Source organism: Streptomyces sp. PSU-S4-23 (genome assembly GCF_055632315.1).
In genome coordinates this window covers 5682231-5702427 of record NZ_JBVMUU010000002.1, presented here as the reverse complement: position 1 = coordinate 5702427, position 20197 = coordinate 5682231, and the positions used below count along the sequence as shown (strand labels likewise).

21 protein-coding genes are annotated in these 20197 nt (G+C 73.6%); 6 read left to right on the top strand and 15 right to left on the bottom strand.

Features of this window, described 5'->3' with window-relative positions; genetic code table 11:
* Positions 1-41: 41 nt before the first annotated feature.
* Positions 42-1742 (top strand): TPM domain-containing protein, encoded by a 1701-nt coding sequence (locus tag ACZ79I_RS26170; RefSeq protein ID WP_471499959.1) that lies wholly within the window; start codon positions 42-44, stop codon positions 1740-1742.
* Here the strand turns inward: ACZ79I_RS26170 and ACZ79I_RS26165 are convergent.
* From ACZ79I_RS26165 to ACZ79I_RS26140, 6 genes are all read right to left on the bottom strand, one after another.
* Complete coding sequence (locus tag ACZ79I_RS26165) at positions 1705-4344, bottom strand: SpoIIE family protein phosphatase (RefSeq protein WP_471499957.1); 2640 nt, start codon at positions 4342-4344, stop codon at positions 1705-1707. The genes ACZ79I_RS26170 and ACZ79I_RS26165 overlap by 38 nt on opposite strands.
* A 305-nt stretch (positions 4345-4649) precedes the next feature.
* Positions 4650-5081: an ATP-binding protein gene (locus ACZ79I_RS26160; protein ID WP_471499955.1), complete on the bottom strand. Its 432-nt coding sequence runs from the start codon at positions 5079-5081 to the stop codon at positions 4650-4652.
* Between the two features lie 324 nt (positions 5082-5405).
* Positions 5406-5801 carry a (deoxy)nucleoside triphosphate pyrophosphohydrolase gene (locus ACZ79I_RS26155; RefSeq protein ID WP_471499953.1) on the bottom strand — a complete coding sequence of 132 codons (396 nt, stop codon included), beginning with the start codon at positions 5799-5801 and terminating at the stop codon, positions 5406-5408.
* 52 nt (positions 5802-5853) lie between these two features.
* Complete coding sequence (locus ACZ79I_RS26150) at positions 5854-6036, bottom strand: SPOR domain-containing protein (RefSeq protein ID WP_471499951.1); 183 nt, start codon at positions 6034-6036, stop codon at positions 5854-5856.
* Between the two features lie 387 nt (positions 6037-6423).
* Positions 6424-7176, bottom strand: coding sequence for a GntR family transcriptional regulator (locus tag ACZ79I_RS26145; RefSeq protein WP_471499949.1), 753 nt, complete (start codon positions 7174-7176; stop codon positions 6424-6426).
* A 147-nt stretch (positions 7177-7323) separates the two neighbouring features.
* Positions 7324-8496 (bottom strand): DUF4190 domain-containing protein, encoded by a 1173-nt coding sequence (locus ACZ79I_RS26140; RefSeq protein WP_471499947.1) that lies wholly within the window; start codon positions 8494-8496, stop codon positions 7324-7326.
* A gap of 82 nt (positions 8497-8578) precedes the next feature.
* Between ACZ79I_RS26140 and ACZ79I_RS26135 the strand changes: the two genes are divergently transcribed.
* A complete protein-coding gene (locus ACZ79I_RS26135) occupies positions 8579-8710 on the top strand; it encodes a hypothetical protein (RefSeq protein WP_471499945.1) in 132 nt (43 codons plus the stop codon).
* A gap of 31 nt (positions 8711-8741) precedes the next feature.
* Here ACZ79I_RS26135 and ACZ79I_RS26130 read toward each other — a convergent pair whose 3' ends face one another.
* A complete protein-coding gene (locus tag ACZ79I_RS26130; protein WP_471499943.1) occupies positions 8742-10316 on the bottom strand; it encodes a S8 family serine peptidase in 1575 nt (524 codons plus the stop codon).
* A 167-nt stretch (positions 10317-10483) separates the two neighbouring features.
* Between ACZ79I_RS26130 and ACZ79I_RS26125 the strand changes: the two genes are divergently transcribed.
* The gene (locus ACZ79I_RS26125; RefSeq protein ID WP_471499941.1) at positions 10484-11623 is read left to right on the top strand and encodes a threonine synthase; all 1140 of its coding nucleotides are present in this window, start codon (positions 10484-10486) and stop codon (positions 11621-11623) included.
* Between the two features lie 6 nt (positions 11624-11629).
* Here the strand turns inward: ACZ79I_RS26125 and ACZ79I_RS26120 are convergent, their stop codons facing one another.
* A complete protein-coding gene (locus tag ACZ79I_RS26120; protein WP_471499939.1) occupies positions 11630-12070 on the bottom strand; it encodes a MarR family winged helix-turn-helix transcriptional regulator in 441 nt (146 codons plus the stop codon).
* 146 nt (positions 12071-12216) lie between these two features.
* Here ACZ79I_RS26120 and ACZ79I_RS26115 point away from each other — a divergent pair, with 146 nt between their 5' ends.
* Positions 12217-13194: an SMP-30/gluconolactonase/LRE family protein gene (locus ACZ79I_RS26115; protein WP_471499937.1), complete on the top strand. Its 978-nt coding sequence runs from the start codon at positions 12217-12219 to the stop codon at positions 13192-13194.
* Positions 13195-13233: 39 nt separating this feature from the next.
* Here the strand turns inward: ACZ79I_RS26115 and ACZ79I_RS26110 are convergent, their stop codons facing one another.
* From ACZ79I_RS26110 to ACZ79I_RS26100, 3 genes are all read right to left on the bottom strand, one after another.
* Positions 13234-14658, bottom strand: a complete 1425-nt coding sequence (locus tag ACZ79I_RS26110; RefSeq protein ID WP_471499935.1) for an RtcB family protein — start codon at positions 14656-14658, stop codon at positions 13234-13236.
* Positions 14659-14690: 32 nt separating this feature from the next.
* Positions 14691-15122, bottom strand: coding sequence for a DUF2267 domain-containing protein (locus ACZ79I_RS26105; RefSeq protein WP_471499933.1), 432 nt, complete (start codon positions 15120-15122; stop codon positions 14691-14693).
* A 248-nt stretch (positions 15123-15370) separates the two neighbouring features.
* On the bottom strand, positions 15371-15763 hold the full coding sequence (locus ACZ79I_RS26100; protein WP_471499931.1) for an archease: 393 nt from the start codon (positions 15761-15763) through the stop codon (positions 15371-15373).
* Between the two features lie 303 nt (positions 15764-16066).
* On the opposite strand from ACZ79I_RS26100, the gene ACZ79I_RS26095 reads away from it, so the two are divergent.
* Positions 16067-16492, top strand: coding sequence for a CBS domain-containing protein (locus ACZ79I_RS26095; protein WP_471499929.1), 426 nt, complete (start codon positions 16067-16069; stop codon positions 16490-16492).
* A 29-nt stretch (positions 16493-16521) separates the two neighbouring features.
* Here the strand turns inward: ACZ79I_RS26095 and ACZ79I_RS26090 are convergent, their stop codons facing one another.
* Both ACZ79I_RS26090 and ACZ79I_RS26085 read right to left on the bottom strand, forming a co-directional pair.
* A complete protein-coding gene (locus tag ACZ79I_RS26090; protein WP_471499927.1) occupies positions 16522-16746 on the bottom strand; it encodes a hypothetical protein in 225 nt (74 codons plus the stop codon).
* Positions 16743-16970, bottom strand: a complete 228-nt coding sequence (locus ACZ79I_RS26085) for a DUF1918 domain-containing protein (RefSeq protein WP_381082474.1) — start codon at positions 16968-16970, stop codon at positions 16743-16745. The genes ACZ79I_RS26090 and ACZ79I_RS26085 overlap by 4 nt, the downstream gene beginning before the upstream one ends.
* A gap of 95 nt (positions 16971-17065) precedes the next feature.
* Here ACZ79I_RS26085 and ACZ79I_RS26080 point away from each other — a divergent pair, with 95 nt between their 5' ends.
* Complete coding sequence (locus tag ACZ79I_RS26080; RefSeq protein ID WP_471499925.1) at positions 17066-18331, top strand: baeRF2 domain-containing protein; 1266 nt, start codon at positions 17066-17068, stop codon at positions 18329-18331.
* Positions 18332-18367: 36 nt separating this feature from the next.
* On the opposite strand, the gene ACZ79I_RS26075 is transcribed toward ACZ79I_RS26080, so the two are convergent.
* Together ACZ79I_RS26075 and ACZ79I_RS26070 are read right to left on the bottom strand one after the other, a co-directional pair.
* Positions 18368-18649, bottom strand: a complete 282-nt coding sequence (locus ACZ79I_RS26075; RefSeq protein ID WP_471499923.1) for a hypothetical protein — start codon at positions 18647-18649, stop codon at positions 18368-18370.
* 143 nt (positions 18650-18792) lie between these two features.
* Positions 18793-19959, bottom strand: coding sequence for a PP2C family protein-serine/threonine phosphatase (locus ACZ79I_RS26070; protein ID WP_471499921.1), 1167 nt, complete (start codon positions 19957-19959; stop codon positions 18793-18795).
* Positions 19960-20197 lie beyond the last annotated feature (238 nt).

Here is a 20197-nt window from a genome sequence, read left to right as displayed (position 1 = left end):
CCCGGTCGCGGAGCCGCGTCATCGGCCCTACGCTCCGAAATGTGACGCCGCCCCACCGTCGACGCCGGCCGCGCCGGGCCGCCGCGTACGCAGCGGTACGGTGGGTGCCTGCCGTCTTCGGGACGGCGCTGGTGGTCGCGGTGGGACGCAACCGGACGTCCGCCGACGACCTGGTGCTGCCGCTGGTCGCCGCGGTCGCGGCCGTGGCCCTGGCGGCGTACGCGGGAGTGCGCCGCAGGAGGCGCATGACGACGCGCACCACGCCCGGCAGGGGCGCCGCGCCGACGGTCGTACCGCTGGACGAACTCGACCGGCGGGCCAAGCGGTCGCTGGTCGGGATCGACGACTGCGTGCGCACGAGCCGGGAGGAACTGAGGTCCGCCGCACCACAGTTGGGGGACGACGCGGTACGGCTGTACGCGGACGCGGTGGACTTCGCCGCCACGGAACTGGCCGCCGCGTTCCGGGTGCGCCGGCGGCTCGACGAGGGCGAGGGCGGAACGAGGGAGCTGCTGGAGGAGATCCTGGCGCACTGTACGGCGGCCGGGCGGCGGCTGGACGCGGAGGCCGCCGGGTTCGACCGGACACGGGCGCTGGAGCGCACGGCCCGGGAGGCGGTGGAGCACGCCGAAGGACGCTTCCGGAAGCTGGCGGCGCGGGTCACGGACGCGGACGGCACGCTCGCCGGGCTGCGCGAGCGGTACGTCCTGTCCGCGTACATGGCGGTGGTGGGCCAGGACGAACGGGCCAAGGACCGGCTGCTGTTCGCCACGTCCGGCCTCAACCGGGCCCGTCAGGCACTGGACCGGGGCGACACGGAGACCGCGGTGGTCCAGCTGCGGGCGGCCGAGGCCGCAGTCCACCAGGCGGCGGTCCTCGTGGACGGCATCGCGCGGCTCGCGTCGGACCTCACCGCCGCGACGGAGGCGCTGCCCGCCGCCCTGTCCGACACGCAGGCCGCGCTGGAGGAGGCGCGCGGACAGCTGGGCACGGAGGCCGCCCGAGGGGATCTGCGGGGCCGGATCGCCTACGGCGAGACGGTGCTGGCGCAGGTGCGGGGTGAGACGGCCGGGGAGGAGGGGACCGCGGCCGCGGCTTGCGGGCGGGACGACCCGGTGGACGCGCTCCGCAGGATCGAGCAGGCGTCGGCGGGGCTCGACCGGGCGCTGTGGCGGGAGCCGGACGGGCCGCACGTCCTGGGCCGGCTCGAACGGGCGCTGCTCGCCGCCCGCAGCAGCGTCGGTGCCGCGTCCGACTATGTGACGACCCACCGGGGGGCCGTCGGCTACGAGGCGAGGACGCGGCTCGCGGAGGCGGAGTGGCGGCTGCGCCGGGCGGGGAACACGGAGGTGCCGCCCGTCCCGGCCCCGTCCGTCGCCCTCACCGACGCCCGCGAGGCCGACGCGCTCGCCCGGCAGGCCCGGCAGCTCGCGGAGCGGGACGTACGGGCGTACGGGACGCCGTACGGCGTGGGCATCGGCACGGGCGGCGCCGTACTCGGCGGCATCCTGCTGGACGCCCCCCGCCGTCCGGGCGAACGGGCGGGGCACCCGGGCGACGGCGGCCCCCGCCGTCCGGGCGAACGGGCGGGGCACCCGGGCGACGGCGGCCCCGCGTGCTACGGCGGACCCGGCACGCGGGGGCGCAGGGACGGCGGTGAGCTGTTCCGGCCGTCGCGGGAGGGGGGCGCGGGACCCTCGCCGCCTAGAACAGGCTCAGCAACGCCTCCGCCGGATCCGTGACGCCCATCTCGCCGCCGGGCAGCGGCAGTTCGAACCACACCGTCTTGCCGCGCGGTGTACGGCGCGATCCCCAGGCGGCGGAGAGCAGCCCGACCAGTTGCAGGCCGCGGCCCCCCTCGTCGGTGTCCCGGGCGCGCCGCCGGCGCGGCTGGACCAGTCCGGCGTCCCACACCTCGCACACCAGCGTACGGTCGAGCAGCAGCCGCAGTCTGATCTCCCCCTCGCCGTACCGCAGGGCATTGGTGACGAGCTCGCTGACCAGCAGTTCCGCCGTGTCCACCAGCGGTTCCAGCTCCCAGGTGAGCAGCCGGCCGCGGGCGTACTCGCGGGCCCGGCCCACGCTGCGCGGCTCGCGCGGCAGCGTCCAGTCGCCGACGGAGTCGGCCGGCAGCCCCTGCACACGGGCCATCAGCAGCGCGATGTCGTCCTCGCCGTGGTGCGTGTCGAGGGTGTTGAGCACGTGGTCGCAGACGTCCTCAAGCGGCTGCGAGGGGTCGGTGAGCGCGCCCACGAAGGCTTGCAGGCCCTCGTCCAGCGGATGGTCGCGGGACTCGACGAGGCCGTCCGTGTAGAGCGCGAGGAGCGCGCCCTCGGGCAGTTCGACCTCCACCTCCTCGAACGGTTCGCCGCCGACGCCGAGCGGCATCCCGGGCGGCACGTCCAGCATCAGCGCGGGCTCGCCGGGTTCGACGAGCACCGGCGGCAGATGGCCCGCGTTGGCGAAGGTGCAGCGGCGCGTCACCGAGTCGTAGACGGCGTAGACGCAGGTCGCGAGGTACACCTCGGACAGGTCGGCCTCGCGGGGCCGGCGGGCGGCGCGGGTGGCCTGCTGGACGCCTCCCCCGGAGCCGAATGCCTGGGAGGTGCCCGCGGGGGTGCCGAGGCCGCGCGCGATCTCGTCCAACTGTGCGAGGACCTCCGCCGGTTCCAGGTCGAGCTGCGCCAGCGTCCTGACGGCCGTGCGGAGTTCGCCCATGGCCACGGCGGCGCGCAGCCCCCGGCCCATGACGTCGCCGACGACCAGCGCGGTGCGGTGTCCGGGGAGTTCGATGACGTCGAACCAGTCGCCGCCCACCTCGCTCGGCCGCCCGGTGGCCACGTTGCCCGGCAGGTAGCGGCAGGCGATGTCCAGGCCGGAGGCTTCCGGGTCGCCGGGCGGCAGCAGGGAACGCTGCAGTATCAGCGCCCGTTGGTGCTCGCGGCGGTACAGGCGCGCGTTGTCGATGCAGACGGCGGCGCGCGCGGCCAGCTCCACGGCGAGTGCCCGGTCGCGTTCCCCGAACGGCTCGCTTCCCTTGGTCCGGGAGAACTGGGCGAGGCCCACCACGGTGTCGTGCGCGACCATCGGGACCGCGAGCGTGGACTGGATCAGCCCGCCGTCCGTGGCGGGGATGTGCCGGGGGCGGGCGGTGCGCAGGGCGTCCGCGCAGGGGGAGTTGAAGGAGAAGTGGTGGACGGCGCCGACGGCGACGGGTCCGGGGCCGCCGGCGAAGGGCGCGTCCGAGACCGCGCTGGCGAACGCGACGCGGCGCACCTCGGCGCTGCCGTCGGCCAGGCCCGGCGGGGTCTCGTCGCCGGCCATCAGGCCCTGGTAGAGATCGACGGCGGCGAGGTCGCAGAAGCCGGGGACCACCACGTCGAGGAGTTCGCGCGCGGTGGTCTCCAGGTCGAGGGAGTTGCCGATGCGGGCGCCCGCGTCGTTCAGGAGGGCCAGGTTGCGGCGGGCCGCGGCGGCCTCGCGCGCGGCGGCGCGGCGGGAGGTGATGTCGATGCCGAGCCAGGCGATGCCGATGGGACGGCCGGTGCCGCTGTGCACGCGATAGAGGTTGACGGACCAGTGCTTGCGCTCGTCGGAGTCGGGGACGAAGCCCGTGACGTGCATGTCCGTGATGGACTCACCGGTTTCCAGGACGCGTCGCAGCGTCGCGGCGACACGCTCGGCCTCCGGGGACTGAAGGTAGTCGTGGACGGAGCGGCCGCGGTGGTCGGCGGGCCTGCCGCCGAAGGTGGAGGCGAACCGCTCGTTGGCGCGCCGGACCCGCAGCTCGGCGTCGATCAGCAGGAAACCGAAGGGAGATTGACCGAATATCGCCTGCGAGGCGGCGAGGTCGGTTTCGATGCGGCGCAGCGTGCGGACGTCCACGACGATGCACACGGCGGCCCTCTCGCCGTCCTCGGTCGTGGTGGGCATCACATAGACCTCGGCGAGCCCTTCGGTCCCTTCCGGACCGGGTGTCCGGAAGGGGATGACACCGGTCCACTCCCGGCCGTCGAGGATCTCGGCCATCTTGCGCTGGCCGCGCTCACGCAGATCGGGGGCGACGAACGCGTCGATGGGGTCCATGCCGACGGCCCGCTCGGAGGAGATGCCGAAGAGCTGTTCGGCGCGCAGGCTCCACTGGTCGACGTGCCCGTCGGGGCCGATGGAGAACGAGGCGACCTTGATGTAGTCGTACATGGAGCCGGGCGGGCTGACCTGCCACATCGGGCCGCCCGTCGTGGCAGGGGGTTCCGCGGGCGCGGCGGAGCCGACCGCGGCTCCGCCCCTCGCGCCACCCGAGTGGTCCTCGGACTCCGTGGCCTTCGCTGGTATCTCGCTCACGCGAACCGTCCCCTCCAGCTCACCGCGTCCGGCACCGGTCACCGGGGGCGGCTGCCCGCAGTATCCAGCACTACGGTGCCCCGCAGTACGGTGTTCACGATCACAGCTCGGTCCCGATGGTTTTTGGACCCGCTGCGCCATACTCCCAGTCTTCTAACCAGGTGGTGGCCCATCGAATCAAAGAGTGCGCCACCGCGCCCTGGCCTGATCCGTACGGGATCGCCCCGACCGGAAGGGCGCGCCCCGCGCCGGCGGAGCTCCGCCCCGGCGGTGACGCGGGGCCGGACGGGCACGGGGCGGCCCGCTCAGCCGGGAACGGCCAGTTCGAACCAGACCGTCTTGCCGGCGTCTCCGGGCCGGGTGCCCCAGCGGCGTGAGGCGTGGGCGACGAGTTGGAGCCCGCGGCCGTTCTCGTCGTCGCAGCGGGCGTTGCGCTCGTGGGGCGGGTCGGGGAGCGGGTCGGAGACCTCGACGAGCAGGGTGGGAGGGAGACCGCCGGCGCGGAGGAGACGGACGCCGATGGGACCCGTGGCGTAGCGCAGCGAGTTGGTGACCAGCTCGCTCACCAGCAGCGCGGCCACGTCGCCGAGCTCGTCGAGCCCCCAGCTGCGCAGCTGGCCCCGGACAACGGCGCGAGCGGTCCGAACCGCGCCCGGGTCGGCGGGGAACGTCCACTCGGCGCTTTCGCCTTGGGTGTCGAGCACGCCGATCACTTCCCAGGCCAGAAGCCCACCCATGTCCGGTTTCATGGGGTTAATGGGCACATACCCGATATCCGCGGCGCCTTACCGCGCACAGGGGCGCACTGTGGCACGAACGGCGTAGGAGGCGCCAGCCCCTCCAGCCTCAAGTCCCCCGGCCATCACAGCCCCGCACATCCGGCGGGGCGCACCCAGGACACCCCTGCCGCCGCCTTCCCCCACGTCGGACCGGGGGGCGTCGCGGACCGCGCGGCGCCGGCACCCCTCACAACAGGCCCACAGATTTTACCGATTCCATACATTCGGCCGGTTTGAAGGCGGCCGGGCCGCGTCCATCGGCCGACCGTGCACGCGGCGGCGTCACCACCTCCCCAGGGCGAGGACGGCCTCGACCGCCGCCACGTCCTGGTCCAGCCAGTCCACGTCCCAGAGTTCACCGGGGGTCAGCCAGCGCAGTTCGTCGTGGTCCTCCAGGGGTTCGGGCGTGCCGGCGAGGAGGCGTGCGGTCCAGACGCGCAGGACGTACCCCGGCTTCGGGGGCCACTCCCCCGGCACCCGCGCGACCGGCTCCGCCGTCACGCCCAGCTCCTCGCGCAACTCGCGTACGAGGGCGCGCTCGGGGGTCTCGCCGGGTTCGACCTTTCCGCCGGGCAGTTCCCAGCGTCCGGCCAGTTCGGGGGGCGCGCTGCGGCGGGCGGCCAGGAGGCGGCCGCCGCTGAGGAGGGCGGCTCCGACCACCACGATCGGTTGCGTCATGCGCCGGAGCCTACGGGAGCGCACGACGGGGCACCGGGGGCGGCAAGCCGGCTCACTCGGTCGCGTCCGGCCCGACGCGCTCCACCCAGTAGAACTGCTTGTGGCCGCGGGCGCCGAGGCTGTCCACGATCTTCTGGGCCTCGGCCCGGGTCGCGTACCTGCCCACGCGGTAGCGGTTGCCGTTGTCGTCCTGCCGTATGACGAGCCAGGGAAGAGTGACCGTGCTGTCGTTCATCGCGCCCCTCCACTTCCCGTCCCCGGCTCCCGCCGTGCCCCGCCCACCAAGGAAACCGCAATGCGCATATGCCTGAGCCTACGCCTTACCTTTACTCAGCGAATACGGCTTTTCACAAAGAGGTACGCAACCGGCCATGACGGAGGGGGCGCACGCCGTCGAACGCGCCGTGCGGAACGCCCTCAGCGCACCCAGAGCGGCACGAAGCGCCCGCGGCCGACGGCACGAGAACGACCGGATCGCACCGCGGGCGGGGTGACGGTCCTGGGTGCGGGTGTGTCACAGGCTGCCGCGGCGCAGGGCCATCTGACGAGCCGACGGCCCGGAGACGCCGCCACGCCGCAGAACAGGGGTGGGCGCAGCGCCGGGCAGCGCCGCGCGCGGACGCTACTTCACCGGCAGGTGGTAGGCCACCCGGTACCGGTCCGCCGGCACCACCACGTCCGCCGTCTCCACCGGGCGGCCCGAGGCGTAGTACGTCCGCTGGATGACCAGCACCACATGGCCGGGGACGCCGCCCAGCGCCAGCAGTTCCTCCGCGAGGCCGGGGCGGGCGCCGACCTCTTCCGTGACGTTGTCCACCACCACATCGATGGCCGCCATGCGTTCGACGACGCCCATGCCGCCGAGCGGGCCCTCCTCGGGCAGCATCACGGGGGTGCGGCCGGTCAGGGCGAGGGGCTCCCAGGACGTGGAGAGCATCATCGCCTCACCCGCGTCCCGGAACACGTACTTGGTGCACATCACGCGGTCGCCCGGCTGGATGGCGAGCCGCTCGGCGACGGCGCCGCTCGCCGCGGTCTGCTCGCTGCGCGACTCCCAGGTGCCGCGCGCGGAGGCGTCCGCCTGCTCCTGGCGGAAGGGGGTGGCACCGCTGTCCGGGCGGAACCCGGAGCGGGCGATCCTCCGCGGCACCGGCCGCTCCCGGACGTAGGTCCCGGAGCCGGAGCGCCCCTCCACGAGGCCCTCGGCCATCAGCACCTTGCGGGCCTCCAGGGCGACCGTGTCCGAGACTCCGTACTCCTCCCGGATACGGGCCTGGGACGGGAGGCGGGTGTGCGGTGGCAGCGAACCGTCGACGATCTTCTTGCGGAGATCGCCCGCGACACGCAGATACGCCGGCTGCTCACCGAAAGTCACTGGCCGCTCCCCTCTGGATGTACAGACAGCAACAGAGTGGCAACCGTGGGTTGTCCCGTGCAAGCACGGGCCAGAGAATCACCCGATGTGATGACAAGGGACCACCAAGGGCTTTACGCAGGCACTTTCTCCCCGCTATAGCGACCGTCACACCTGCTTGCCGGTCCCCGTATCCCCGCCCGCGCCCCCGCTGCCGTCCGACATGTCCGACGGCGGGCTGACAGCCAGGCCCAGAGCCTTGCGGGCAGTGATCGCCGCGTCGCCCTCCATCAGGGCGCCGGCGCGGTCGTAGTGGGCGTAGAAGGAGTCGGCGTCGGTGGCCTTGGCCGCCTTCCGCCACTCCTCGCGGGCCCGGTCCAGGGCCGCGGCCTGGCCCGTGACCGGCCGGCCCACGCCGTCCCCCCAGGAGTGGGCGCGCAACTGCCGGGTCTGGTCGGCCAGGGCCGTGGCGACCCGGCCCGCCCACGCGCGGTGGCCCGGCAGGTCGTCCTCGACGTACTCGGCGTCGGGCGCGGTGTCCAGGGCCTGGTAGAGCACGGTGTCCGCCCGCAGATAGGCGAGTTGGTCCTCGGTGAGGGTACGGGCGTCGCGGCGCAGGGTGCCGGTGAGGCTGGCCTTCTCGTCGGTGTTGCCGAACATGCAGGCGACCTCGCGGTCGCCGTAGCCCCAGCTGTCGCGCGTGGGCGTGAAGTAGTAGATGTCGACGTCGCCGGGGACGGCCCAGGAGTCCATGGCGTACGCGTACTGGAGGGCGTAGCACTTGTCCTCGGCGGCCTTGGTGATCGCGTCGTCACCGGGGTAACGGCCGCCGGGAAGCGCGAAGTCGGCGAAGACCTCGGCCTGGTGCCTGCCGGAGCAGGGGACCTTGTCGACGTCGTAGGCCTCGCCCGACAGGGAGCCGCCGGGCGCGTCGAAGCACTCCCCCTTCTTCAGGGTGAACGTCACTCCGCTGTCGCGCGCCCCGTCCTTGACGCCCTCCCAGACGTCGTGCGCGCCGCCCGTCGCGAAGGCGGTCACCAGCAGGGCGAGCCCGAGGGACGACATCACGATGCCGCCGATCGCGAGCCCCCGGCCGCGCTCGCCGCGCCGCCTGATCTGTGCGAGCGCGATCAGTCCGAGGACCAGCCCGACGGCGGGCAGGAAGCACAGGATCCCGAGGACGAGCGCGGCGATGGCGACCCCGTTGACCGGTGCCGGGCGGTTGTACGGGGAGTAGCCCTGCCCCCACGGCTGGTACGGAGGGCCGTACGGCTGCTGGTGAGGGCCCTGCGGGTACATGCCCTCGGGCTGCTGGGGCCCGGGGGGCGGGGGTATGGACACGGGTACCGTGCTCCTCGTCCGGAGTGCAGAACTGATGTACGAGGCGCATGGTAGGCGGGGAACCGACGGGGGCGGAACGCGGGTGACGAGGGCGGTGGCGGAGGCCGTCGACGGGTCGGCGGCCTCCGCCTCACACCTCGTCCTCGCGGCGGCCCGGGTCGGCGACCCGCTGCCCGGCGCGAGGACGAGGGCGTTCGAACGTATGGACGTATGAACGTGTGGGTGTGTGGGCGTGTGACGGGTGATCAGAACTGCAGGGCCCAGGAGTCGATGTACCCGGTGTCGGCCGCGGCGTTGTCGCTGACCCTCAGCTTCCAGACGCCGACCGCCGGTTCCGACGAGGCGTCGACGACGTACGTCGTGTCGATGTTGTCCGCGCTGCCGCCGGTGCCGTAGTCCTTGAGCAGGTAGGCCGACCCGTCGGGCGCGATCAGCTGGACCCGCAGATCGCCGATCCACGTGTGCTTGATGTGCACCTCGACGCCGAGGTTCGCGGGCGCGTTGCCCGAGACGTTGCCGACCTTGATCGGCGACTCCACGGTGGAGAAGTCGGCGATCGGGTAGTCCCAGTTGTTCACGAAGCGCGGCCCGGGCGGGGGCGGCGGCGGGGTCGGGCCGGCGCCGACGACGTTGAGGAGCCGGTTGGGGGAGCCGGGGCCCGGGTCGGTGACGACGCCGGCGGATGCGGCGCCCACCAGCGCGCTCGCGACCTCCGAGGGCACGGCCTTCAGATGGTCCGCCAGGTACAGGGCCGCCACGCCCGCCGCGTGCGGCGTCGCCTGCGACGTCCCGGACAGGACGGCCGTGGCCGTGTCGCTGGAGTTCCAGTCGGACCCGATCGAGACGCCCGGAGCGAAGAGGTCGAGCACCGGACCGTAGTTGGAGAAGAAGGCCCGGGCGTCGTTCGTCGAGGTGGCACCGACCGTGATGGCCTCGGTCACGCGGGCGGGCGACCAGTTGGAGGCGTCGTTGCCGTCGTTGCCCGCCGCGACCGCGAACGTGACGCCGGAGGCGATGGCGTTGCGCACGGCCGTGTCGAGCGCGCTGTCGGCGGGACCGCGCAGGGACATGTTGGCCACGGACGGCCCGCTGTGGTGCGCGGCCACCCAGTCGACGCCGGCGATGACCTGGGCGGTGGTCCCGCTGCCGGCGTTGTTGAGGACGCGGACGGCGACGACGTGTGCCTTCTTCGCGACACCGTACGCGGTACCCGCCACCGTGCCCGCGACGTGCGTGCCGTGTCCGTTGCCGTCCTGCGCGACGGGGTCGTTGTCGATGAAGTCGTAGCCGTACGAGGCACGGCCGCCGAAGTCCTGATGGGTGATGCGTACGCCGGTGTCGAGGACGTAGGCGGTCACGCCCTGGCCGGCCGAGGCGGGGTAGGTGTACCTGGCGTCCAGGGGCAGGGTCTTCTGGTCGATGCGGTCCAGACCCCAGGAGGGCGGGTTGACCTGGGTGTCGGTGGCACGGTAGGTGCGGTTCTGGACCACCGAGGCGACCGCCGGATCGGCGGCGAACCGCTTCGCGTCCTGGGGGGTGGCGTGGATCTCGTAGCCGTTGAGCGCCTTGACGTAGGTGTGCCCGATGGTGGCGCCGTACTTCGCCGCGAGGGCCTGGCCCGATGCGGAGTCGGCCTTCGCGGCATCCGCCTTCAGGACGACGATGTAGCTGTCGGGGACGGAGTTCGCCTCGCCCTCGTACTGGATCAAGCCCTCGGGGCCCGGCTCCGCGTGTGCGGAGAAGGCGCCGACGAGGCCGACGACCAGGGCCGCCGCGCCGATCCCGGCCAGTCTTCGCCGGGCCTGACGCATCAATGTCATGCGGGGGTCCTCCTCATTGCTGGAGTGCAGGCGCCGTTCCGGCGGGGGTGTGCGGGTGGTGCACGCGCGAGAAGTACGGCGCTGGACACGCAAGGGCATGGACATAACGCCCCTGACGCCGGGCAATCATGACATAGCGTTAGGACTCGGACAAATATCCTGACCTCATGACACCTTTGCCGGACTGTTTCTGCCCGGCGGACGGCACACGTGTGGCCTCCGGGTCGCTCGCCTGGTGCTGCCCCGTCTGCCGCGGCCCGCTGGACCTGGACTTCGCCCCCACCCCCGCTCCGCTCAAGTCCCTTGCGGGGCGGGTGAATTCGCTGTGGCGATACGCGGAGACGCTGCCGCTGGCCACGCCCGCGGTCAGCCTCGGAGAGGGCCGTACGCCGCTCGTGGAGCTGACGGACGGCGTCCTGGCCAAGCTCGACTTCCTGATGCCGACACTGTCCTTCAAGGACCGGGGCGCGGTGGTGCTGGCCGAGCTGGCACGGCGGCTGGAGGCCCGCCAGGTGCTCGCCGACAGCAGCGGCAACGCGGGCACGGCGATCGCCGCGTACTGCGCCCGCGCCTCCCTGCCGTGCACGGTGTACGTCCCCGAGCGCACCTCACCGAAGAAGCTGGAGCAGATGACGGCGCACGGGGCGCGGGTGCGCACGGTCGAGGGCGACCGCGAGGCGGCGGCACGGGCGGCGTGCGAGGCGGCGAGCGGTGACCCGGGGGCCTTCTACGCGTCGCACGTCTTCAACCCGTACTTCCTGCACGGCACGAAGACATACGTCCACGAACTGTGGGAGGACCTCGGCGGACGGCTCCCCGACGTGCTCGTGGTGCCCGTCGGCAACGGCACGCTGCTGCTGGGCGCCGCCCTCGCCGTGGCCGAGCTGTACACGGCGGGTCTGATCGACCGGCGGCCGGCCCTGTACGCGGTCCAGACGGCGGCGGTCGCACCGCTGGCGCACGCATGGGAGGAGGGCGCGGACGACCTGGTGGGCGTGACCCCCGCGGCCCCCACCGCCGCCGAGGGCATCGCGGTTCCGCGCCCGGCCCGGGCCCGGCAGATCCTGCGCGCGGTGCGCGACTCCGGCGGCACGTTCCTGACGGTGACGGAGGATCAGATCCGGCAGGCGCAGCTGGACCTGGCCTCGCGGGGCCTGTTCGTGGAGACGACCGGGGTGACGTGCTGGGCGGCGCTGCGGGAGGTGGCGCCGGGCGCGCTCCCCCACTTCAGGACCCGCTCCGGTGGCGGAACCCCGACCGCCGTGGTGCCGCTGTGCGGAGCCGGCCTGAAGTCGGGACTGGCCTGAGACGGCTCAGGGCCGCTCCTTCTCCAGGAGCTCCACGCACCGGCCGAGGAGCGCGACCAGCGTGGCGCGCTCCTCCTCGGTGAACTCCGCGGCGAGTGCCCGCTCGACGCGCACCGCCCGTGCGTCCGCGTCCGCCATGGCCGCCCGTCCCGTGTCGGTGAGCCGGGTCTCCAGCACGTTCCGGTGCCACGCGTGCGGGGTGCGCTCGATGAGGCCGCGGTCCTGGAGGTTCTTCAGGACGGTGTTCATGGTCGGCGGCGTCACGCCGCACAACCGGGCCAGGGCGGCGGCGGAGATGCCCGGGTTCCCGGCGAGGTGGAGCAGCGCCGAGTACTGCGCGACGGTGACGCCGGACGGCTTCAGGACGGCGTTCTTCGTCGCACCGAGAGCCTGTTCGGCCCGCTTGATATGGAAGCCGAGGCGCTCGGACACGGGCATGGACGTCATCTCCGCATGGTAGCGGCGCCTTACGGCGGTGAGCCCCCTCCCAACCGCGAGAGCACTATCGATCGTTAACACGTTGACTATGATTAGAACTCTAATCTAGCTTCGCACTCGTCCATAAAGGAGAAGCCGAACCGAGAGGCACCGACGTGTCCCGTTCGATCAAGCGCCGTTCCTTCCTGACCGCCACCGCCCTGGCCGCCGCGGCGACGGCGGTGCCCGCCGTCCCCGCCTCCGCGCGGAGCCGGATCACCCCCGCGTACGACCTCCCCGGCGACCGGGTCTACCCCGAGGGCATCGCGGCTGACCCCCGCACCGGCCAGGTCTACGTGGGCTCGTACGCGACCGGCGCCGTATACCGCGCGACGCCCGGCCGGCGCACGGCCGAGGTCTTCCTCCCGGCCGGCGCCGACGGCCGCTCGACCGCCAACGGTCTGAAGGTGGACCGCGCGGGCCGGCTGTGGGTGATCGACTCGACGACCGGGGTCGACGTCTACGGCATCCGCGACCGGGCGCTGCTGGCCCGCTTCGAGGTCCCCGCCGGCCTGCCCCGCTTCGTCAACGACCTGGCGATCGCCGGCGACGGCACCGCCTACCTCACGGACAGCGTGCGCCCCGTCGTCTACGCCGTCACACCCGCCGACCTGGCCCGCGCCCTCGGTGGACGCGCCGATCTCGTCCCGCGCCACGACCTGAGCGACGTCGTGCCTCCGCACCCGTCGGGGGCGTTCACCCTCAACGGGATCGTCGCCTCGGGCCGTTGGCTGTTCACGGTCGACATGACGGGCGGCGGTCTGTACCGGGTCGACCCGGCGAGCGGGGCCGCGCGACCCGTCGCACTGCACGGCGGCGACCTGGTCGACGGCGACGGCCTCGAACTGGTGCACGGCACCCTGTGGGCGGCGCAGAACCGGGCGAACACGATCAGCCGCTGGCGGCTGTCGGCGGACGGGGCCACGGCCCGGCTGGAGCGCCGTGTCACCTCGCAGGAGCTGCAGATCCCGACCACGCTGGTCCGCAGCCAGGGGCGTCTGCTCGTCGTCCGCTCCCAGTTCGACAAGGGGGGACCGATGGGTCCGGGCACACCGCGGACGCCGTTCACGGTGGCCTGGGTGTCCGGGATCTGAGGCGTCCGCACGCCGGGGCCGGGCGGTCTTTGGCGGTCGTCACCCCTTGACGACGCCGAGCGGCACCAGGCGGGCGACCAGCCGGGCGAGCCCCGCGCCCTCGGTGGCGCGGGCGACCTCGTCGACGTCCTTGTAGGCGGCGGGGGCCTCCTCGGCCAGCCCGCGCCACGAGGACGGCCGGACGGAGATGCCCTGGGACTCCAGCTCGGCGCGCAGCTGCTCGCCGCGCACCCGGTGCAGCGCCTGGTGACGGCTCCACACGCGTCCCGCGCCGTGGGCCGCCGACGCGAACGCGTCGTTGCCGGCCGCGCCGACCATCACATACGAGGCGGTGCCCATGGTGCCCGGGACCAGCACGGGGTGCCCGGTGCCGGCGAGGTCCGCCGGCAGGTCCGGGTGGCCCGGCGGGAGCGCCAGGGTGGCGCCCTTGCGGTGGACGCAGAGCCGGCGCGGCACGCCGTCCACCTCGTGGGTCTCGGTCTTGGCGGTGTTGTGCGAGACGTCGTAGACCAGCTCGACCACCGCCCCGGCGGCGGTGGTGAAGGCGTGGCGCACGGCCTCGGTGAGCAGCTGCCGGTTGGCGCGGCCGTAGTTGGCGGCGGCCGCCATGGCCCCGAGGTACGCCCGGCCCGGGGTGGAGACGACCGGCGCGCAGGCCAGCTGCCGGTCCGGGAGGTCGATGCCGAATCCGCGCAGCGACTGGTCCATGACGCGGACGTGGTCGGTGCACACCTGGTGCCCCAGCCCGCGCGAACCGCAGTGGATCATGATGCACACCTGGTCGGCGTGCAGTCCGAACGCGGCCGCGACGGCGTCGTCGTACACCCGGTCCACGGCCTGCACCTCCAGGAAGTGGTTGCCGGAGCCCAGACTGCCCACCTGGTTCAGCCCCCGTTCCACGGCCCGCTGTCCCACATGGGAGGGATCGGCCCCCGCCAGCGCCCCGCGGTCCTCGCAGCGCTCCAGGTCGCGCGGTACGCCGTGCCCCTGCTCGACCGCGTACCCGGCGCCGGCGACCAGCAGCTTCTCCATCTGGGGCCGGCCGGACAGCTTCCACAGCCCGCCGCGCCCCATGCCGCGCGGGATGGTGTCGCCGAGGATGTCCATCAGCCGCCGCATCCTCGGAGCCAGGGGTCCGCGGTCGACGTCGGCGGCCAGCAGCCGCACACCGCAGGAGATGTCGAACCCGACGCCGCCGGGTGAGACCACCCCGCCGGCGTCGATGTCCGTGGCGGCGACGCCGCCGATCGGGAAGCCGTAGCCCCAGTGGACGTCGGGCATGGCGAACGAGGCGCGCACGATCCCGGGCAGGGTCGCCACGTTCGCCACCTGTTCCAGTGCCTTGTCCCCGGCCGCCTGCGGCAGCAGGTCCTGTGTCGCGAAGACCACTCCGGGCACCCGCATCGGGCCCTGCCGCTCCATGCGGAACCGGAACGGGCTCTCCTGCACCAGCGTGATGTCCATACGCGTCACCGCCCGGCGCGGACGGCCGACCCTCAGGACGCCGGCTGCAGGAGCAGGGAGCGGATGTCGTGCGGGATCTGCTCCAGCGCGGCCTCCAGCTGCCCGGGCGAGACGTGCTGGCGTACCGCGGCGGTGACCGCGGCGGCCGTCTTGGGCACCTCCTCGACGGTGATCCTGGCCTCGTGGGCGAAGCGGCTCACATAGCCCTCACGGTCGTACTTGATCGGCACGATGCTGGGATCCCAGCCGTCGTAGTAGGCGCCCCGCATCAACTCGGGGAGCTGGGCGGCGAAGTGGGCGGCCACATCGACGGTGAGCCGGTCCCGCAGGGTGTGCAGCCAGGTGCGCAGGACCCGGTGGGCGAGGTGGCGGTCCTCGGTCCCCAGGCTCTCGGAGACCGATTTCAGCCAGATGTTCGCCGTGTGGATGGTGTGGTTGAAGTCGGACGGGTGTGTGGCGGACATGGATCTTCCCCTTCCCTCCATGCGCTTCACGGGATGCGGCGCGTAGGGCGCGGGCAGTGCTCGAACACCGCGAACGATCATGTTGTTCAGAGGTTGACGGAAGTGCGCGCGGCACCGTCGGGGGCGTGGCCCCCATGCGCAGAAGACGTTGCGCGATGTGGCTGTTCTTCGTCCCTGCCCGTGGCGTCCATCGTATTGCGCGGGGGACCGGTCGGCAGCCTCACCGCGGCCCGGCGCAGGCCCGGGCCTCAGACGTCGAGCGTCACCGAACAGCTCCACCCCTGTGCGCCGCGGCCGAAGGCCAGGTCGTGCAGCGTGACCGCCTTGGGCACGGCGCCCGTCGCCGGCAGCGCGCCGGCGTCCGCCATGTGCAGCCCGGCGTGCAGGCCGTCGGCGGCCGGGGTCAGTTCCACCTCGACCGGGACCTCTCCCTCGGTGTCGAGCCAGTACACGACCTCCTCCAGCAGGGCCACGAGCACGTCCTCGTCCCGGTCGCCCCGCACCACCACGTCCCGCCTGCGCACGCCGACCGCTCCGGTGAGGTCCAGGAACGACGCGCACACCCCGCGCACGGCCTGCGCCAGGCACTCCTCCCGGGTCGGCGCCCATGCCTCCACCCGCAGGTCCGCGGTGTGGGGCACGCTGCGATGACCGCCGCGTCGCATGGCGCCTTCCCGCCGCATCGCACGCCTCCCGTCGCCCGCCCCCGCACCGTGTCCGCCCGCCCGTGTCACCCCTGGCCCTCACTCCCGTCCCCACACCGGCCGTCGTTCCATCGTGGCCCCGGCGGCGGCCCGTGGCGCGCCGGAGGGGCGCTCGCCGCCCGGGTGCAGGGCCCGTCGGGTCACGGAAGAATGGATGCAGGGTCAGGGCACCGGGGGCGGGAACGGACACCCGCCGCTCGTGACACCACCACGATCCCCTCCGGCAGGGAGGATGCCGCCATGACCACCGCCCGAGACATCATGCACACCGGAGCCCAGTGCGTGGGCGAGCACGAGACGCTCGATGCCGCGGCACGCCGGATGCGGGACCTCGATGTGGGTGCCCTTCCGGTCTGCGGTGACGACGACAAGCTGCACGGGATCGTCACCGATCGCGACATCGTGGTGAAGTGCCTGGCGCAGGGCGGCGATCCGAAGACCACCACCGCGGGCGAGCTGGCCCGGGGCAAGCCGGTCACGGCGACGGCGGACACGGACGTCAGGCAGGTGCTGGAGACGATGGAGGAGCACCAGATCCGGCGCGTGCCGGTCATCGACGAGAACAAGAAGCTCGTCGGGATCATCACCGAGGCCGATCTGGCGCGCAACCTGCCCGACAAGGAGGTCGGACGGTTCGTCGAGGCCGTGGTGGCGCGGGCGCTCTGACGGCGCCGTGCCGACGGCGGCGTCGCGCCTCAGCCGAACAGACGGCGCACCCGTATCGTGTCGACACGCCTCCAGCCGGTGCCGGGCAGCAGCACCCACCCGCCGGAGGCGTCCGACGCCTTGCCACGTTGCCGTGCGCCGCCCGCCTCCGGCGCCCGGGTGCCACCCCGGGCACGCGCGCCCCGGTGCGACGGCAGCCTGGCGCCGCACCCGGCCCGCCGAGCACCCTTTCCGTTGCCGGAGGGCTTGGTCACCGGGCCTCCCGCCCGGGACGCCCGGACCAGGCCCGCTGCGCGGGACGGGTCTCGATCACGCACCCGGGGCCGGGAAAGATCTCCGTCTCGTGGCCGTCCTCGTACCGCACCCGGTAGGGCGGTTCCCCGTTCGTTCCGAGGACCTCCAGGACGGTCGCATGGTGCTCCGGCGTTCCCACGGCCCTGCCGGTGAACCGCAGAACGTCACCCACATCCGCGTGCATCCTCGCTCACTCCCTACTGCAGTGCCCCCGCCTCGGGTCCAGGGTCGCTCCGCGAAGCGGAGCGCGGATGGGCCGATCGGGCACTCTTCGGGCCCATGGGACCCGATACGGCCACCGCCGCCGTGACGGCCGGGCGGGGCCCGGCCCGCAGGGGCATCCTGGAGCTGGACGAGCCCCGGCGCGGCCGCCCGCCCGAGCGGGTACGTCAGGCGGCCGGCCGCCCGTCCGGGGCGTCGGCACCGTACGCGGGAGTCGCCATGAAGCTTTCCTTCCTCGAACCCCTGTACAAGCAGCCCGGTCCCTTCGCGTCGGCCTATCTGGACACGTCCCGCGACAGCGCCGTCGAAGATCCCGACGCCGCCATCGACCTGCGCCGGCGGCATCTGCGGGACACGCTGCTGTCCGAAGGCGCGGACCGGGACTCCGCCGGCGCGGTCGCGGACATCGTCGGCGGCGACACGGACATCCCCGGCCCGCACGGGCAGGCGGTGTTCACCGCGCAGGGCCGGCTGGTGCTGCTGGACGAGCTGCCCGCCCCGCCCGCGCAGGACACGGCGCACTTCGGCGCGCTGCCGGACACCATGCCGCTGATCGTGCAGCACGCGCCGGGCATCCCGTACCTGGCGGTGCACGTGCACTACGGCGGCCCGCACTCCACGAGCGCCGGCGGCTCGGTGCGCGTGGAGGCCGAGGCCGGCGTGTGGCCCCTGACCAAGGTCACTCCGGGAGAGCGCCTCGACGAGGAGTACCCCGTGGCCGACTGGCTGCGCGCCGCGGAGCGGCTCGGCCGGAGGCTGGAGGGCCACGCACGGCGCATCGAGGCCGAAGCCGTGGTCGTCGCGGGGGACGTCTGGGCCCGCGGCATCCTCGTCCGCCGGCTTCCCGCCCTCCTCGGCGCGCGGGTCGTCACCGTCGAGGGCGCCGGCGAGTCCGAGCCGCGACGGGCGCTGCTGGAGCACCGGCTCGACGACCTCTTCAGGGGGCGCATGGCCGCGCACGACCGGGCCCTGCTGGGTTCCTTCCTCGCCCAGCGGGCCCGCGACGGAGCGTCGGCCGAGGGGCTTTCCGCCGCCGTGTCGGCGCTGCAGGCCGGCCGGGTCAAGGCCCTCTTCCTCAACAACCACCCCGAGTCGCCGCTGCGGCTGTGGGTCGGCCCGGAACCCGGCCAACTCGCCCTCAGCGAGCAGGAACTGCGCTCGTACGGCGTCCGGGAGGTCCGCGAGGAGCGCGCCGACGCGGCCCTTGCGCGCGCCCTGGTCGGCACCCGGGCCGAACTGGTGGTGGTGCCGGAGCGGCGGCTGCGGCTGCGCGAGGGCGTGGGCGTACTGCTGCGCTACGCCGGCACCGGGTCCCGCCCGTGACGGACGGGCCGCCGGGCTTCGGGCCTCGCGCGCTCCCTAGGGGTGGTACTGCGGAACGGTGGCGCCGCCGCCGGCCCGCACCGCTTCCACCACGGCCTGGTGGAGGTGCCGGCTGTCCTGCTCGGAAAGGCAGGGCGCCGGACTCCCGGTGAGGGTGAACCAGTAGGAGGTACCGCTGTACTGGACCGCCACATCCACGTGATTGCCGTCCCAGGTGGTGTGCACGGTCAGGTCCCCGGTCACGATCCCGGCCTCCTCGGTCCGGACGCCCCCGCGTCCGGCGAACACCCCCGTCGTCGTCCATGATGCCCAGCCCATACCGTCAGCCTTCCTTCCGCAGCGTGCGTGCCTCGGGCGAGGTCCTGTCCCATGGTGACTCCGCGGGGCCGTCCGGGCGCCTGGGCCACGGGTCCCATCCTCAGGGGCCGATCGGTCCCTTGCACGCCCGCTCGGCGGCGGCGCTAGGGGGTGTCGGCGGGCAGGCGGTAGGCGGCGAGGGCGGCGATGTCGTCCTGGAGCCTCGCGTCCCCGTACTCGAGCAGGTCCTCGTGCAGGCGGTCGAGGAGCTCGCGGGGCGGCAGGGCGGCCCAGGGGCGGATGCGCTCGGTGAGGGGGTAGAACGCCCCCGTGCGGTCGCGGGTCTCGGTCACGCCGTCGGTGTACAGCAGCAGCTGGTCGCCGGGCCGGAAGGGGTACACGTCGACGTGGTAGTCGTCGCCGACCAGGACGCCGAGGTTGATGGGCGGCGAAGTGTCGGTCGGCTGCAGTTCGGTGACCCCGTCGCGGCCGATGAGCAGGGGCGGGGGATGGCCGCAGTTGACGATGCGGACGACGGATCCGTGCTCGGGGATCTCGGCGAACACCGCGGTGACGAAGCGCTCCGCCACCTCGCTGCCCGGAAGCTGCTCGGCCCTGCGGCTCATGCTGCGCTCGACCCGGCGGGCCACTCCCGCGAGGTCGGGCTCGTCGTGGGCGGCCTCGCGGAAGGCGCCGAGCATCGTCGCGGCCGTCTCCACCGCGACCAGCCCCTTGCCGCGCACGTCGCCGATGAGCAGCCGGACCCCGTGCGCGGTGGGCACCGCCTCGTACAGGTCGCCGCCGATGCGTGCCTCGGCGGCGGCGGACTGGTAGAGCGCCTCGACACAGATCCGGCCCAGACGGTGGGGCACCGGGCGCAGCAGCACCCGCTGCGCGGTCTCGGCCACGGAGCGGACGGTGGCGAGGGTGTGTTCCCGGCGTGTGCGGTGGCCGGCGAGGATCGTGCCGAGGACGCCGACCAGAGCCGTGGAGACGTAGGCGCCGACGTAGTGGCGCTCCCACATGTACCCCACATAGCGCCCGGCACAGCAGGGTGTGCCGGCCAGGACCAGCTCGAACCCGACGGCGAAGACGGTGATGGCGGCGACGGCGACGGGGCCGTGTGCGTAGGCGGCGACCACGGGGAGCGCGATGAGCAGGAAGCTCACCGGCCACTCCACGGGAGTGATCGGTTCGAGCACCAGGACCGCCGCGACGTAGATCGCCGGCAGCCAGCGCATCCACAGGGGCGGCGCCGGTGCCCGGAGGCCGTTGTCACGCTCCCGCTCGGCCCGGCGGCGCCCGGCGGCGCGACGGCCGGGCCACCTCACGGCCCGCTCCCGTGGGGGCGGGGCGGCGGCGGGGTCCTCGATGCGCGCGGTCGCACCGTGGGGCGCGGGTTCCGAGGAGAGCCCCCGCGGATCCACTCACGCGTCCTGTGCACAAGAACTCCTGGCAGAGCTTGGTCAGGAGGGCGTCCTGAGGCGGCTCGACAGCTCGGCCCGACCATGACTCCAGGGCGGGCATGTCAGGACTTTCAGGGCAATCGTACGACGCCGGGGTCCCGCC

Coding starts and splice junctions, on each gene's coding strand:
- ACZ79I_RS26120 (WP_471499939.1), bottom strand. CDS start 12,070: ATGACGTCCATGCCCGTGTCCGAGCGCCTCGGCTTCCATATCAAGCGG.
- ACZ79I_RS26075 (WP_471499923.1), bottom strand. CDS start 18,649: ATGGGCTGGGCATCATGGACGACGACGGGGGTGTTCGCCGGACGCGGG.
- ACZ79I_RS26160 (WP_471499955.1), bottom strand. CDS start 5,081: ATGGGTGGGCTTCTGGCCTGGGAAGTGATCGGCGTGCTCGACACCCAA.
- ACZ79I_RS26155 (WP_471499953.1), bottom strand. CDS start 5,801: ATGACGCAACCGATCGTGGTGGTCGGAGCCGCCCTCCTCAGCGGCGGC.
- ACZ79I_RS26125 (WP_471499941.1), top strand. CDS start 10,484: ATGACACCTTTGCCGGACTGTTTCTGCCCGGCGGACGGCACACGTGTG.
- ACZ79I_RS26085 (WP_381082474.1), bottom strand. CDS start 16,970: ATGCACGCGGATGTGGGTGACGTTCTGCGGTTCACCGGCAGGGCCGTG.
- ACZ79I_RS26130 (WP_471499943.1), bottom strand. CDS start 10,316: ATGACATTGATGCGTCAGGCCCGGCGAAGACTGGCCGGGATCGGCGCG.
- ACZ79I_RS26110 (WP_471499935.1), bottom strand. CDS start 14,658: ATGGACATCACGCTGGTGCAGGAGAGCCCGTTCCGGTTCCGCATGGAG.
- ACZ79I_RS26105 (WP_471499933.1), bottom strand. CDS start 15,122: ATGTCCGCCACACACCCGTCCGACTTCAACCACACCATCCACACGGCG.
- ACZ79I_RS26095 (WP_471499929.1), top strand. CDS start 16,067: ATGACCACCGCCCGAGACATCATGCACACCGGAGCCCAGTGCGTGGGC.
- ACZ79I_RS26150 (WP_471499951.1), bottom strand. CDS start 6,036: ATGAACGACAGCACGGTCACTCTTCCCTGGCTCGTCATACGGCAGGAC.
- ACZ79I_RS26080 (WP_471499925.1), top strand. CDS start 17,066: ATGGGACCCGATACGGCCACCGCCGCCGTGACGGCCGGGCGGGGCCCG.